Genomic DNA, 13,986 nt, shown 5'->3' with positions numbered 1-13,986 from the left:
CCACGCCCGCCAATATTGGTCGACACCACTGGCATGCTCCGGGGTTTCGCGCCACGGTGTTCAATCCACGTATGCACGCCTCCCCCACGCCCATGGACCCCGCCGTCCACGCCCTCGCCGCACGGCTGCGGCGGCTGCCGCCCTCCTGCGGACCGGTCCGGCTGGTCGGCGTCGACGGGCACGCCGGCTCCGGGAAGAGCACCTTCGCGGGGCGGCTGGCCGAAGCGCTCGGCGACGCCCCGGTGCTGCACCTCGACGACATCGCCACGCACGAGGAACTGTTCGCGTGGACCGAACGCCTGCTGGACCAGGTGATCGAGCCGCTGCGCCACGGCCGGAGCGCGCGCTATGCCCCGTACGAATGGCGCGAGCGCGGCTTCGGCGCCGCGCGCGTCCTGCCGCCGGCGTCCGTGATCGTCGTCGAGGGGGTGGGCGCGGGCCGACGCGCGCTGCGCCGGTATCTGGCGCGGCTGGTGTGGATGGAGTTGCCGCAGGAGGAGGCCTGGGCGCGTGGGCAGGCGCGGGACGGGGCGGAGCAGAGCGAGTTCTGGGCCGGCTGGGTCCGGGCGGAGCGTCGGCATTTCGCCGAGGATCCTTCTCGGCCCTTCGCCGATCTGCTGATTCGGCCGGGAAGCACGGGATACGAGGTGCTCACGGGACCTGCGGCGACTCCCGGATCGGGGCTTCATGTCACTCAGGGTGACGACCCATCCGCAATGTGCTGAACCTGTGAAGGCGGCCGTCCGAGAAGTTCCTCAAGTGCCTCAACTCGGCTTGACCGGGGGGCCGTACAGGTCTTACGTTCTGAATGTGCGGTCATTCGTCACCGCCCAGAGACGCGAAGCCCCCGGTTGTTCCCCCGTGATCGGGGGCTTCGTTCTGCCTTCTTCCGGCTCTTCCGGAACTCCTGGGGCACGATTCCTTCACCCTCGGTCACCGTCCGCAATGCGCCCCGTCCGCTCCCACCTCGTAAGACGAGGGCTGCGGCACCCTTCGAAGGGCGACCGACCCGCAGGTACGATGCCCAGGGTGCGACCTTCGGACGGCTGCAGCAACGCACCGGCGCAACTCCCGTCCGCGGTACAGCGGTTCGACGAAGGCCGCCGACGGGCAACGGCCCGTTCGGTTTCCAACGGGGGCACGGTTTGTGGGGGACGTGATGGACTTCGGCTCGCGGGGCCCCGAGGCCCCGGCCGACCTCGCCTGGCTGCGAGGTGTGGACGCCTACACGATGGGCGCCTATCCGCAGGCGGAGGAGGAGTTCCGCGCCGCGGTGCGGATGGATCCCGGGATGGCCGACGGCTGGCTCGGGCTGCACGCACTGCGGGTGGACACGACGACCGCGCTGCTGCGGATGTTCCGGCATCGGGAACGCTTCGGGGAACAGCGCACACGGCACCGGCGCACCCTCAACTCCTGGTACTGGCTGGGCTGGTGGGTGCAGCCGGTGCTGGAGAGCCCGCGTGATCTGCTCCTCGCCCACGCCTCGCACTGGCTGGACGGGCGCCATGTGCCCGAGCTGGACCGGGCGCTCGCGGGGCTGCCGCCGGTCGACGCGGACCACCAGGTGCGTTTCCTGCACGCCTGCCGCGCCTACCTCGTCAAGGACTGGGAGCAGCTGGTCCGGCACACCGATCCGCTGCTCGACGATCCGCTGCTGGGGATCGAGGCGGGCCTTTTCGGCGGGATGGCCCGGGTCCGGCTGGAGACGTACGGGCAGGCCGAGCCGCTGCTCTCCGCCGCGCTGATGCGATGTCGCAGCGAGCAGCCGCAGCGCAAGGAGCTGCGCTACTGGCTGGCGCGCGCCCACGAGGGAACGGGGCGCAGCGCGGCCGCGCTGCCGCTGTACCGGGCCGTGCACCGGGTCGACCCCGCGTTCATGGACACTTCCGCGCGGCTCGCGGCGATCGCCATGGGGGACGGGTACGACGACGACGCGAGCGACTTCGCGGCGATCGCCCTCGCCGGGATCGGGCAGGACGTGCTCGACGGCGACGGGCTGGAGCCGTTCTTCGACCCCGAAGGGCGGGATGTGAAGGTCTCCGATCCCGGACTTCCGCCGCCGGGCGGGCTGCCGCCCGAGGCCGGCGACACCTTCGTACGGGAGAAGTCCGTGGTACCGGTGGAGCCGCTGTCCCTGCCGGCCGGGCCGACGGATCCGGAGCTGTTGGAGGAGGCGCTCGCGGAGCTGGAGCGGATGGTCGGTCTTGAGCCGGTGAAGCGGCAGGTCAAGGCGTTGTCCGCGCAGCTGAACATGGCGCGGTTGCGGACCGGGCAGGGGTTGCCGGTCCAACCGCCGAAGCGGCACTTCGTCTTCTCCGGGCCGTCCGGGACCGGGAAGACGACCGTGGCGCGAATACTGGGCCGCGTCTTCTACGCGCTCGGCCTGCTGGGCGGCGATCACCTCGTCGAGGCGCAGCGCGCGGACCTCGTGGGCGAGTACCTCGGGCAGACCGCGGTGAAGGCCAACGAGTTGATCGACTCGGCGATCGGTGGCGTGCTCTTCGTCGACGAGGCGTACTCCCTGTCCAACTCCGGCTACGGGAAGGGCGACGCCTACGGCGACGAGGCGCTGCAGGTGCTGCTGAAGCGGGCCGAGGACAACCGGGATCATCTGGTCGTGATCCTCGCGGGTTATCCGGAGGGTATGGACCGGCTGCTGGCCGCGAACCCCGGATTGTCGTCCCGGTTCACGACCCGCGTGGACTTCCCCTCCTACCGTCCCTTGGAGCTGACCTCCATCGGTGAGGTGCTCGCCGCCGAGAACGGGGACGCCTGGGACGAGGAGGCCCTCGACGAGTTGCGGTCCGTCTCCGGGCACGTCGTGGACCAGGGGTGGATCGACGAGCTGGGGAACGGGCGGTTCCTGCGGACGCTGTACGAGAAGAGCTGCGCGTACCGGGATCTGCGGCTGTCGGGGTATCCGTCGATTCCGACGCGGGATGATCTGTCGACGCTGCGGCTGCCCGATTTGATGCAGGCGTATGGAGAGGTGCTGTCGGGGCGGGGGCCGGGGGATCCTTCGGCGCTGTGAGTGGGGGCGGCCCAGGGGTTCTTCGCCCCCGCCGCCCCTACCCGTCCCGTCCTCGGGGCTCCGCCCCGGACCCCGTTCGCGCAGTTCCCCGCGCCCCTCGAAAAAGGGGCGCGAGGAACTGACATCAGCTCGCCAAGACCTCCTCCGGGGCCTCACTGCCCCGCGGCTCCGCCACCCGGACCGGCTGGATCTCCCGGTGGGCAGGATCGCGAACCTCGCCGACCAGCAGCTCCAGGACGTCCTCCAGGGCGACCAGGCCCAGGACCTTGCCGGCGGCGTCCGCCACCTGGGCCAGGTGGGTGGCCGCGCGGCGCATGACCGTCAGCGCGTCGTCCAGCGGCAGCTCCGCGCGGAGGGTGGTCATGGGGCGCCAGATCTGCTGGGGGACGGCGCGGTCGGAGTCCTCCAGATCGAGGACGTCCTTGACGTGGAGGTAGCGGCCCATGAAGGCGCCGTTCTCCGCGACCACCGGGAAGCGGGAGTAGCCGGTGCGGGCGGTCAGCGCCACGACCTGGGCGGGGGTCACCGAGGGGACCACCGTCACCAGGGAGTCGCGCTTCAGCAGGACGTCCGTCACCGGGCGGGAGCCCAGCTCCAGCGCGTCCTCCAGGCGCTCCTGCTCCTCGGGGTCGAGCAGCCCGGCCTGCCCGGAGTCCTCGACCAGCCGGACCAGCTGGACGCTGGTGAAGACCGCCTCGACCTCGTCCTTGGGCTCGACGTGGAAGAGTCTCAGGATGACGCGGGCACAGGCACCGAGGCCGATCGTGACGGGCTTGCACAGCCTCGCGAAGGCCACCAGCGCCGGGCTCAGCCACAGCGCCGTCTTCTCGGGCGCCGCCATGGCCAGGTTCTTCGGCAGCATCTCGCCGATGACGAGGTGCAGGAAGATGACGACGGCGAGGGCGATCACATATCCCAGGGGGTGGATCATGCCGTGCGGCAGGTGGATCGCCTCGAAGACCGGCTCCAGCAGCTTCGCCACCGTCGGCTCGGCCACCGCGCCGAGCGTCAGGGAGCAGACGGTGATGCCGAACTGGGCCGCCGCCATCATCTGGGGCAGGTTCTCCAGGCCGTAGAGGACCTGTCGGGCCCGCGCCGTCCCCAGCGGTTCGATCTGGCTGCGGCGGACGGAGACCAGGGCGAACTCGGCGCCGACGAAGAAGCCGTTGGCGAGCACGAGAAGCAGGGCGAAAAGGAGTTGGAGGACGGTCATCGGGCCGCCTCCAGCGCGGCGAGGGAGTCCGTGGCCGGAGCGGTCCGCACGAGGCGTACGCGCTCCGCCCGGTAGTGCCCGACCTGGCGTACCGCCAGCCGCCAGCCGGGCAGTTCCGCCTTGTCCCCCGGCGCGGGGATGCGGCCGAGGAGGTCGGCGACGAGTCCGGCGACCGTTTCGTACGGGCCCTCCGGGACGTCGAGGCCGATGCGCTGGAGCACGTCGACCCGGCAGCTGCCGTCGACGTCCCAGGCGGGGCGGCCGTCCTCGGGCGGGGCGGCGGCGAGTTCGGGCAGGTCGTGCCCGTCGTGCTCGTCGCGCACCTCTCCGACGAGTTCCTCGACGATGTCCTCCAGGGTCACGACCCCGGCCGTACCGCCGTACTCGTCGACGACGACGGCGATGGGCTGCTCGCTGCGCAGCCGGGCCAGGAGCGGCTGCACGGGCAGCGACTCCGGGACGAGCAGCGGGGGCTTGGCGATGCGGCCGACCGGGGTGTGCAGCCGGTCGTGGGCCGGGATCGCGAGGGCGTCCTTGAGGTGGGCCATGCCGACGATCTCGTCGATCCGCTCCCGGTAGACGGGGAAGCGGGAGAGGCCGGTGGCCCGGGTCAGGTTGACCACGTCCTCGGCGGTGGCCGTCGACTGCAGGGCGCTGACCTTCACGCGTGGCGTCATCACGTTCTCCGCGGTCAGCTCGCCCAGGGAGAGCGTACGGACGAAGAGGTCGGCCGTGTCCTGTTCCAGGGCGCCGGCCTGGGCCGAGTGCCGGGCGAGGGAGACCAGTTCACCGGGGGTGCGGGCGGAGGCCAGCTCGTCGGTGGGCTCGACGCCGAAGGCGCGGACCAGGCGGTTGGCGACCGCGTTGAGGGCGGCGATGACCGGGCGGAAGAGGCGGGAGAAGACGTGCTGGGGGCCCGCGACGAAGCGGGCGACCTGCATCGGCTTCGACACCGCCCAGTTCTTGGGCACCAGCTCGCCGATCACCATCTGCACGGCGGAGGCCAGCAGCATGCCGACGACCACGGCGACACCGGACACGGCGCCTTCGGGTATGCCGATGGCGGTGAAGGGGCCGTGGAGTATCTCCGCGAGCGCCGGCTCGGCGAGCATGCCGACGACGAGGGAGGTGATGGTGATACCGAGCTGGGTGCCGGAGAGCTGGAACGACAGCTCCTTGAGCGCGCCCACCACCTTGAGGGCCCGGCGGTCACCCTCGGCCGCGGCCTTCTCGGCCTCCGGCCGCTCGACGGTGACGAGGCCGAACTCGGCGGCCACGAAGAAGCCGTTGGCGAGGATCAGCAGGAACGCGGCTCCGAGGAGCAACAGGGGGATGGTCATGCCGCCGCCTCGAGATGTCGAGAGGGGGCGGCGCAGGTACTACAGGACGATCCGTCCATCGCTGGAAGGAGTCACTCCTCGATTAGCAGGGAGCCTCCGCCTTCCGGGGGCGGAACGGCGGAGGCGGAGGCGCGACGAAAACGCCTCCGTGAACAGATTAATCAAGACATGGGCCGGTGCGGCAGGGGCGACGGCCCTGAGTCGGACCTGATCTTGCTCGGGGCCGTCCCCGACGCGCGGCCCCACCGTCCCCGGCACGGAGCCGGGTCAGCCCTGGCGCTGCTCGGGCTCGGTGACCGACCGGGCCTCCACCAGCGCCCGAAGGGTCCTGGCGTCCTCGATGGCGTGCTGCTTGGCGATGCCCGGCTGGATGCCGAGCGCGGGCAGGCTGGTGCCGTCGGTGAGGTCGAGGAAGACCCAGGGGTCGCCGGACCGCAGGTTCACCTGCACGATCTCCGCCCAGCCCAGACGGCGCCTGCCGGCGATGTTGACGACGGTCACACCGGAGTCGTCGGCGACCACCCGGGGCCGGGAGAGCATGCCCAGCACCCCGGCGAGCATGGCGGCCGTGAAGACGAAACTGAGCCGCTCCCCCGGACCGAGATTCGGCAGCAGCAGTCCGACCACCGTGATGACCACGAAGATCGCGCCCGCGGCGCACAGCAGCACGGCCCGGGTGCGGCCGGGCCGAAAAGTGACCGGCAGGGCGGGGAGGGAGGACTGGTCCGGCATGGCGTACGACTCCCCGGCCGTCAGAGGCGGCAGGCGTGGATGGCGGTGGTCAGGATGGCCCGGGCGCCGATGTCGTACAGGTCGTCCATGATCCGCTGGGCCTCCTTGGCCGGGACCATGGCGCGCACGGCGACCCAGCCCTCGTTGTGCAGCGGCGAGACGGTCGGGGACTCCAGACCCGGCGTGAGCGCGACGGCCTTCTCCAGCTGCTCGACGCGGCAGTCGTAGTCCATCATCACGTAGGTCCGGGCCACGAGGACGCCCTGGAGGCGGCGCAGGAACTGCTGCACCTTGGGCTCGTTCTCCGTGTCGGTGTCGGCGCCCACACGGCGGATGACGACGGCCTCGGACTTCATGATCGGGTCGCCGAAGACCTCCAGTCCCGCGTTGCGCAGCGAGGTGCCCGTCTCGACGACGTCGGCGATGACCTCGGCGACGCCCAGCTCGATGGCGGTCTCCACGGCGCCGTCGAGGTGGACGACGGAGGCGTCGACGCCGTGGTCGGCGAGGTGCCCCGCGACGATCCCCTCGTAGGAGGTGGCGACCGTCTTGCCCTTCAGGTCCGCGACGCCGTTCGCCGTGCCCGGCTTGGCGGCGAACTGGAAGGTGGAGCGGGCGAAGCCGAGCGGGAGGATCTCCTCGGCCTTGGCGCCGGAGTCGATCAGCAGGTCGCGGCCGGTGATGCCGATGTCGAGCCGGCCGGAGGAGACGTAGATCGCGATGTCGCGGGGGCGGAGGTAGAAGAACTCCACCTCGTTGACCGGGTCGACGATCCGCAGCTCCTTGGACTCCCGGCGCTGCTGGTAGCCGGCCTCATGCAGCATCTCCCCCGCAGGTCCGGACAGGGAACCCTTGTTGGGGACGGCGATGCGCAGCATGAGGCGAGCTTCCTTCGTTCGTATGTTGGGATTGAATGCTGGGTGTGGCTCAGAGGTGGGCGTACACGTCGTCCAGGGAGATGCCGCGGGCGACCATCATCACCTGGACGTGGTACAGCAGCTGCGAGATCTCCTCGGCGGCCGCTTCCTTGCCCTCGTACTCGGCGGCCATCCAGACCTCGGCGGCCTCTTCGACGACCTTCTTGCCGATGGCATGGACGCCCTTCTCGACCAGCTCTGCGGTGCGGGAAGTGGCGGGGTCGCCGGTGGCGGCCTTGTGCTGGAGCTCGGTGAACAGCTCCTCGAACGTCTTCTTGGACATGGTGAGGCTCAGCCTACGCGCAACCGCCCGTGTCTCAGCGCCAGGGTTCAGATACTGAGCGGAGGGTGGCCGCCGTCGCCACGGCCGCCGTCACCGCCTCGTGGCCCTTGTCCTCGTTCGAGCCCTCGATGCCCGCCCGGTCCAGGGCCTGTTCCTCGGTGTCGCAGGTCAGTACGCCGAAGCCGATGGGGACGCCGGTGTCGACGGAGACCTGGGTGAGGCCCTGGGTGACGCCGTGGCACACGTACTCGAAGTGGGGGGTGCCGCCGCGGATGACGACGCCGAGGGCGACGATCGCGTCGTAGCCGCGGCCCGCGAGGACCTTGGCGACGACGGGGAGTTCCCAGCTGCCGGGGACCCGCAGGAGGGTCGGCTCGTCGATGCCCAGGTCGCGCAGGGCGCGCAGGGCGCCTTCGACGAGGCCGTCCATCACCTTCTCGTGCCACTGGGCCGCGATGACCGCGACGCGCAGGTCGCCACAGTTGCGTACGGACAGTTCGGGTGCGCCCTTGCCGCTCACGTTGCTCCTTGGTTCCTGGAACTCTTGCTCGTTCGTCTTGCCGCTGGTGTTACTGGTTGCCGCAGGTGGACGTGGTGGTCGTGTCCAGCCAGGGCAGGTCGTGGCCCATCCGGTCCCGCTTGGTGCGCAGATAGCGGAGGTTGTGCTCGCCCGCGCGGACCGGCATCGGTTCGCGGTCGGTGACGGCCAGGCCGTGGCGGACGAGGGCGTCGGTCTTCTCGGGGTTGTTGGTCATCAGGCGCAGGCTGCGGACGCCCAGGTCCTGGAGGATCTGCGCGCCGGCGCCGTAGTCCCGGGCGTCGGCGGGCAGGCCCAGCTCCAGGTTGGCGTCGAGGGTGTCGCGGCCACGCTCCTGGAGTTCGTAGGCGCGCAGCTTGGACAGCAGTCCGATGCCGCGGCCCTCGTGGCCGCGCAGATAGACGACTACGCCCCGGCCCTCGGTGGCGATGCGTTCGAGGGAGGTCTGGAGCTGGGGGCCGCAGTCGCAGCGCAGCGAGTGGAAGATGTCGCCGGTGAGGCATTCGGAGTGGACGCGGACGAGGACGTCCTCGCCGTCACCGATCTCGCCTTGGACGAGGGCGACGTGCTCGACGCCGTCGACGGTGGAGCGGTAGCCGTACGCCGTGAAGTCGCCGAAGGAGGTGGGGAGTCGGGTCTTCGCCTCACGCTTGACGGTGGGTTCGGCCGAGCGGCGGTAGGCGATGAGGTCCTCGATGGAGATGATCGTCAGGCCGTGCTTGCGGGCGAACGGGATCAGTTCGGGGAGGCGCAGCATGCGGCCGTCCTCGCCGGCGATCTCGACGATCGCGCCGGCCGGGCGCAGGCCCGCGAGGCGGGCGAGGTCGACGGCGGCCTCCGTATGACCGTTGCGCACGAGCACTCCGCCGGTCCGGGCGCGGAGCGGGAAGATGTGGCCGGGGCGGACGAAGTCGCCCGGCTCGGCCGAGCCGCTCGCCAGGAGCTGGAGGGTGGTGGCGCGGTCGGAGGCGGAGATGCCGGTGGTGACGCCGTGCTGCGGGGCCGCGTCGACCGTGACGGTGAAGGCGGTGCGCATGGACTCGGTGTTCTGCTGCACCATCTGCGGCAGTTCGAGCCGCTCCAGTTCGTCGCCCTCCATGGGGGCGCAGATCATGCCCCGGCACTCGCTCATCATGAAGGCGACGATCTCGGGGGTGGCCTTCTCGGCGGCGATGACGAGGTCGCCCTCGTTCTCGCGGTCCTCGTCGTCGACGACCACGACCGGGCGGCCCGCCGCGATGTCCGCGATGGCCTGCTCGACGGGGTCGAGCCCGAAGTTCTCGATGTCGTCGGTGCTGTACAGGATCGGCGCCGTGGTCATGCGGGGGCTCCTTCCAGGGCGGGCTTGCGGGAGCGCAGCCACCAGTCGCGCATGCCCCACAGGACGAGCGCGCCGTAGATGATGTAGACGAATCCGGAGAAGGCGTAGCCGTTGGCGAAGTTGAGCGGGACGCCGACCAGGTCGACGAGCAGCCAGGCGAACCAGAACTCGACCATGCCGCGCGCCTGGGCGTACATGGCGACGATGGTGCCGGTGAAGATGTACGCGTCCGGCCAGGGGTCCCAGGACAGGGTGGGGAACGCGGTGAAGAGGCCCGCGACGGCGAGCGTGCCGAGCACGGCACCGGCGATGAGGTAGCCGCGCTCGCGCCAGGTGGCGAAGCGCGGGGTGATGGCGCCGTCCGAGGACTGCCCCTTCGTACGGTTCCACTGCCACCAGCCGTACGCGGCGACGGCCATGACGATGACCTGCTTGCCGGCGCTGCCGGTCAGATGGCCGACGAAGGCGCCGAAGAGGACGAGGCCGGAGAGGAACTGTACGGGCCAGTTCCAGATGGAGCGGATCGCGCCGAGGGCGAGGGCGATCAGACCGAGGATGTTGCCGATCATGTCCGACCAGAGGATCTGCTGGCCGAACGCGGTGAAGGCGACGGTGTTCAGCGAGTTCACCGCGCCTCCCCCGGAATACCGATCCCCTGGGTGTCCGCTCCCCGTGCGCCGAGCAGCCGCTCGACGTACTTGGCGATGACGTCGACCTCGAGGTTGACCGGGTCGCCGGGCTGCTTGCGGCCGAGCGTGGTCAGGTCGAGGGTGGTCGGGATGAGGCTGACGGTGAAGTGGTCGGGGCCGGCGTCGACGACGGTGAGGCTGATGCCGTCGACGGTGATGGAGCCCTTCTCGACGACGTACCGCGTGAGGTCCGCCGGGAGCGAGATCTTGACGATCTCCCAGTTCTCGGACGGCTTGCGCTCGATGATCTCGCCCGTGCCGTCGACGTGGCCCTGCACGATGTGACCGCCGAGGCGGTCGCCGACGGCCATGGGGCGTTCGAGGTTGACGCGGGAGCCGGCGGTGAGGGCGCCGAGGCTGGAGCGTTCGAGGCTCTCCGCCATGACGTCGGCGGTGAACCAGTCGTCCTCGTGCTCCACGACTGTGAGACAGACACCGTTGACGGCGATGGAGTCGCCGTGGCGCGCGCCCTGTGTGACGACGGGGCCGCGCAGACGGAAGCGGGAGGAGTCGCCGAGCTTCTCGACGGCGGTGACCTCACCCAGCTCTTCGACGATTCCGGTGAACACTTCCCGGGTCCTCCTGCCACATTGGGGCACGGACTCCGGGGCTGTCGAAGAGACAGACATGAGCGGACAGCGGCACAGGGAGCGACGCCGCGTAGAAGACCCACCCCTGTCGGGGTAGGCCAAAAACAGACGGCGGCGCGCACGAATGCCCGCCCGCCGCGCACTGCCTCCCATCCGGACTTTAACCGTCGGTCCAGGAATTCCACCTGGTCAACCGGCCGCTGGAAGCGACCGGGTCGCGGACTGTAACCGCCGGTTCGGACTTTCACCGACCCCGGAGTGCGCTGCTTCTGGTACACGGCCAGTGTGCCACGCCCGGTCGACACCCATGCGAGTGAGGGATGTGGGGTGGCTCACAGGACGCGTCACTGGACTTCTCCAGCGGGAGCCGACGGGGTTCGGTATCACTGACCAAGGGTCAACTTCCGTGACGGCGACGGCGTCCGCAAGAGAGCCGACCCATTGACCGGCCTGGTCTAGTCCTTTTAAAGTCTGCGGTCGCGGTACCCGCCTCGAACGGCCCGGCGGCGGTGACGACGGCCCTTGCCCCGTCGCCGGGTCCCACTCATGTGTCTCCCGGCGGTCTCCGGGAGGGCGCGGGTGTGCGCTCCGGGAGGGTGGGGCGTGCGCTCCGGGTGCGTGGGGCGTGACGACGACCACTGCCGCCGACGAGTTCGAAACGCACCGCACCCGCCTGTTCGGCCTGGCCTGCCGTCTGCTGGGCTCCGCCGCGGACGCCGAGGACGCCGTGCAGGACACGTATCTGCGCTTCAGCGGCGCCGACCGTACGGTCATCGAACAGCCCGGCGCCTGACTCGCCAAGGTCGTCACCGATCTCTGCCTCACCCGGCTGACCTCCGCGCGGGCACGCCGCGAGCGGTACACGGGGACCTGGCTGCCGGAGCCGGTCCTTACCTCCGGCGGCACCCTGGGCCCGCTGGAGTCGGCCGAGCAGCGCGACGCGGTCTCGTTCGCGCTCCTGGTCCTGCTGGAGCGGCTCACCCCGACCGAGAGGGCCGTTGTACGTACTGCGGGAGGCGTTCGCGTACGGGTACCGGGAGATCGCGGCCGTCCTTGACCTGACCGAGGCCAACTGCCGTCACCCGCACCGGCGTGCGGCGGGGCGGGTGGCGGTGCCGGAGGCCCGGTTCGAGCCGGCACCGCAGCGGCGGGCCGGGCTGGTGGAGTCCTTCCTCCCGGCGGCGCAGCACGGGGACATGGCCGGGCCGGAGAAGATCCTCGCCGAGGACGTGACCTGGTGGTCGGACGGCGGCGGCGACGGGGTCAGCGCGGCGCGGCGGCCGGTCGAGGGACGGGAGAAGGTGCTGCGACTGGTGGCCGGCGGCCGGGAACGGTTCGCTGGCGGCCTGGACTTCTCCGTGACCGAGGTCAACGGCTCCCCGCGCTGGTCGCCAGGGCCGGGGACGCGCTCGTGGGCACCGCGTCCTTCGCCTTCCGGGGCGGTGTCGTGACGGACGTGCGGGTCGTGGTGAACCCGGACAAGCTGGAGTTCGCGGGCCGGCAGCCGATGGGGACGTGACCGTGCGCCGATGGCGTGGGTCCGCTCGGTCGCCTCGGTTGTCACATTCCACCGGTGCTGTCCCGTCGTAGCTGCCGTAGGGCGTTTCCGGCCGGGAGCGCCCGACGTACGAAGGGGATGAACAGCATGACCACGATCCTGGTCACCGGCGGCACCGGCGTCCTCGGCCGGCCCGTCACCGAGCGGCTGCGGGCGGAGGGGCACGAGGTGCGGGTGCTCAGCCGGCACGCGCAGCCGTACGCCGTCGATCTCCTCGCGGGCGGGAGCGGGCTGGACGCGGCCGTGACGGGGGTGGACACGATCGTGCACTGCGCGACGTCGCCGCGCGGGGACGACGAGAAGGCGGCGGAGAACCTGATCGCGGCGGCGCGGCGGGCCGGGGTGCGCCACCTGGTCTACATCTCGATCGTCGGCGTGGACCGGGTGCCGTTCGGCTACTACCGGTCCAAGCTGGCCGTCGAGCGGCTGGTCGAGGGGTCGGGGCTGGGCTGGACGATCCTGCGCGCGACCCAGTTCCACGATCTCGTGGTGATGCTCTTCCAGGGCCTTTCCAAGCCGCCGGTCATGATGCTCCCCGCCGGGGTGAGCGACCAGCCCGTCGCCGTCGCCGAGGTCGCCGAGCGCCTGGCTGAGCTGGCCGTGGGCGCTCCCGCCGGCCGCGTCGAGGACCTGGGAGGCCCCGAGATCCTGACCCTCCCCCAGTTGGCCCACGCCTACCTCGCGGCCACCGGCCGTCGCCGCCCCCTGCTGAACGTCCCGCTGTTCGGCAAGGCGTACCGGGCCTTTCGCGGCGGCGGCCACCTCACGCCGGGGCGGGCCGTGGGCAAGGGGACGTTCGGGGAGCACCTGGCGGAGCGGTTCGGTGAGGGCCGGGGGAAGGGGTGAGGGGCGGGGAGGGATGCGACACCGCAGTCTTCAGGGGGTGGCGGCGACACCCCCTGAAGACTGCGGTGTCGGCGGGCGGCTCGGCGGCCGACAGGGGGAACCGGCTGGGGAGACGAGCTGAGGTGACCAGCTGAGGCGACATCGATCGTCCGGCGCGTGGGCGGGGCGGCGGCGGTCGCGTCGAGCGGCCTGCGGTGACAGGCGCCGCCGGGTCGGACTCGGAGCCCCCGGCTCGAAACGCGCCCGCTAGCGCGCGGGCGGTGCGAACACCTCGTCCTCGGCCGCCTCCCGGGCCATGAGCAGCGCGCCGCGCAGCACAGCGGCCCCGCCCAGGCCGCTGGCCCGCACCTCGGTGGGCAACGGCGACATGGCCGCCAGCCGCTCGCCCACCCTGACAGCCAACTCCTCCCCACCGGCCTGCCCGACCTCACCCCCGAGCACCACACAGCCCGGGTCGAGCACGGCGACGACGGAGGCCGCGCCGAGGGCGAGACGGTCGGCGAGGGCATCGAGGAAGCGGGCGCGGGGGTCGGCCGAAGGACTGGGCGCGGCCGAGGGACCAGCGGCCGTAGAGGAGCCAGGGGCTGCGGAGGAGCCAGGGGCCGTAGAGGAGCGGGGGCCGTGTTGCGGAGCGGACGCCTCGTCCGCCGAAGGGCTCCGCGTCGTGGTCGCGGGAGACACGCCGACCGCCGACGCGCCCACCGCCCGCGCCGGGCGGCGAAGGCCATCGGCCGAGAGGCTGGTGGCCTCATCCGAAAGGTTCACGGCCTGCGCAGACAGGTTCCCGCCACCCGCGGAACCGTCCCTGGCCTCCGCCGACAGGCTCGCGACACCCGCAGAACGCACCCCTGCGTCCCCGACCGGACTCGCCGTCGTCGGTGGCTGCAGCGCCCTGGCGCTGTACGCGGCGTTCGCCTGGACCGGC

The 13,986-nt window shown here is 71.3% G+C and carries 15 protein-coding genes and 1 riboswitch; of the genes, 5 read left to right on the top strand and 10 right to left on the bottom strand.

Annotated features, from left to right (window positions below; translation table 11 throughout):
- The first annotated feature begins 71 nt into the window (after positions 1-71).
- Together AWZ10_RS24490 and AWZ10_RS24485 are read left to right on the top strand one after the other, a co-directional pair.
- On the top strand, positions 72-725 hold the full coding sequence (locus AWZ10_RS24490; protein WP_173531691.1) for a uridine kinase family protein: 654 nt from the start codon (positions 72-74) through the stop codon (positions 723-725).
- Positions 726-1,159: 434 nt separating this feature from the next.
- Positions 1,160-3,034: an AAA family ATPase gene (locus AWZ10_RS24485; RefSeq protein ID WP_060892044.1), complete on the top strand. Its 1,875-nt coding sequence runs from the start codon at positions 1,160-1,162 to the stop codon at positions 3,032-3,034.
- Between the two features lie 124 nt (positions 3,035-3,158).
- On the opposite strand, the gene AWZ10_RS24480 is transcribed toward AWZ10_RS24485, so the two are convergent.
- The 9 genes from AWZ10_RS24480 to AWZ10_RS24440 all read right to left on the bottom strand — a co-directional run bounded on the left by AWZ10_RS24480 (position 3,159) and on the right by AWZ10_RS24440 (position 10,636).
- Positions 3,159-4,247, bottom strand: coding sequence for a hemolysin family protein (locus tag AWZ10_RS24480; protein ID WP_046708525.1), 1,089 nt, complete (start codon positions 4,245-4,247; stop codon positions 3,159-3,161).
- Positions 4,244-5,587, bottom strand: a complete 1,344-nt coding sequence (locus AWZ10_RS24475) for a hemolysin family protein (protein WP_046708524.1) — start codon at positions 5,585-5,587, stop codon at positions 4,244-4,246. The genes AWZ10_RS24480 and AWZ10_RS24475 overlap by 4 nt, the downstream gene beginning before the upstream one ends.
- Positions 5,588-5,854: 267 nt before the next feature.
- Positions 5,855-6,319 (bottom strand): PH domain-containing protein, encoded by a 465-nt coding sequence (locus tag AWZ10_RS24470; protein WP_046708523.1) that lies wholly within the window; start codon positions 6,317-6,319, stop codon positions 5,855-5,857.
- A gap of 20 nt (positions 6,320-6,339) precedes the next feature.
- Entirely contained in the window at positions 6,340-7,197 is an 858-nt protein-coding gene (gene hisG, locus AWZ10_RS24465) for an ATP phosphoribosyltransferase (protein ID WP_037701314.1), read from the bottom strand.
- 49 nt (positions 7,198-7,246) lie between these two features.
- Entirely contained in the window at positions 7,247-7,519 is a 273-nt protein-coding gene (locus AWZ10_RS24460; RefSeq protein ID WP_037701316.1) for a phosphoribosyl-ATP diphosphatase, read from the bottom strand.
- A gap of 34 nt (positions 7,520-7,553) precedes the next feature.
- Entirely contained in the window at positions 7,554-8,039 is a 486-nt protein-coding gene (ribH, locus tag AWZ10_RS24455; RefSeq protein ID WP_037701318.1) for a 6,7-dimethyl-8-ribityllumazine synthase, read from the bottom strand.
- A 49-nt stretch (positions 8,040-8,088) separates the two neighbouring features.
- Complete coding sequence (locus AWZ10_RS24450; RefSeq protein WP_060892043.1) at positions 8,089-9,378, bottom strand: bifunctional 3,4-dihydroxy-2-butanone-4-phosphate synthase/GTP cyclohydrolase II; 1,290 nt, start codon at positions 9,376-9,378, stop codon at positions 8,089-8,091.
- Positions 9,375-10,007, bottom strand: a complete 633-nt coding sequence (locus AWZ10_RS24445) for a nicotinamide mononucleotide transporter family protein (RefSeq protein WP_037701323.1) — start codon at positions 10,005-10,007, stop codon at positions 9,375-9,377. Before AWZ10_RS24445 ends, AWZ10_RS24450 begins: the two co-directional genes overlap by 4 nt.
- Entirely contained in the window at positions 10,004-10,636 is a 633-nt protein-coding gene (locus AWZ10_RS24440; RefSeq protein ID WP_046708521.1) for a riboflavin synthase, read from the bottom strand. The genes AWZ10_RS24445 and AWZ10_RS24440 overlap by 4 nt, the downstream gene beginning before the upstream one ends.
- Positions 10,637-10,792: 156 nt before the next feature.
- A riboswitch (FMN riboswitch) is annotated at positions 10,793-10,923 on the bottom strand.
- 359 nt (positions 10,924-11,282) lie between these two features.
- Between AWZ10_RS24440 and AWZ10_RS53855 the strand changes: the two genes are divergently transcribed.
- From AWZ10_RS53855 to AWZ10_RS24430, 3 genes are all read left to right on the top strand, one after another.
- On the top strand, positions 11,283-11,450 hold the full coding sequence (locus tag AWZ10_RS53855; protein WP_244172537.1) for a sigma factor: 168 nt from the start codon (positions 11,283-11,285) through the stop codon (positions 11,448-11,450).
- Positions 11,451-11,655: 205 nt separating this feature from the next.
- Entirely contained in the window at positions 11,656-12,108 is a 453-nt protein-coding gene (locus AWZ10_RS53850; protein ID WP_234361246.1) for a sigma-70 family RNA polymerase sigma factor family protein, read from the top strand.
- Positions 12,109-12,302: 194 nt separating this feature from the next.
- Positions 12,303-13,061, top strand: coding sequence for an SDR family oxidoreductase (locus AWZ10_RS24430; protein ID WP_060892053.1), 759 nt, complete (start codon positions 12,303-12,305; stop codon positions 13,059-13,061).
- A gap of 246 nt (positions 13,062-13,307) precedes the next feature.
- On the opposite strand, the gene AWZ10_RS53845 is transcribed toward AWZ10_RS24430, so the two are convergent.
- A partial coding sequence (locus AWZ10_RS53845; protein WP_425264505.1) for an ROK family protein occupies positions 13,308-13,986 on the bottom strand: 679 nt, incomplete at its 5' end.

This window comes from Streptomyces europaeiscabiei, assembly GCF_001550375.1.
Classification (GTDB): Bacteria; Actinomycetota; Actinomycetes; order Streptomycetales; family Streptomycetaceae; genus Streptomyces; species Streptomyces europaeiscabiei.
This window is presented reverse-complemented; position numbering and strand designations above follow the sequence as displayed.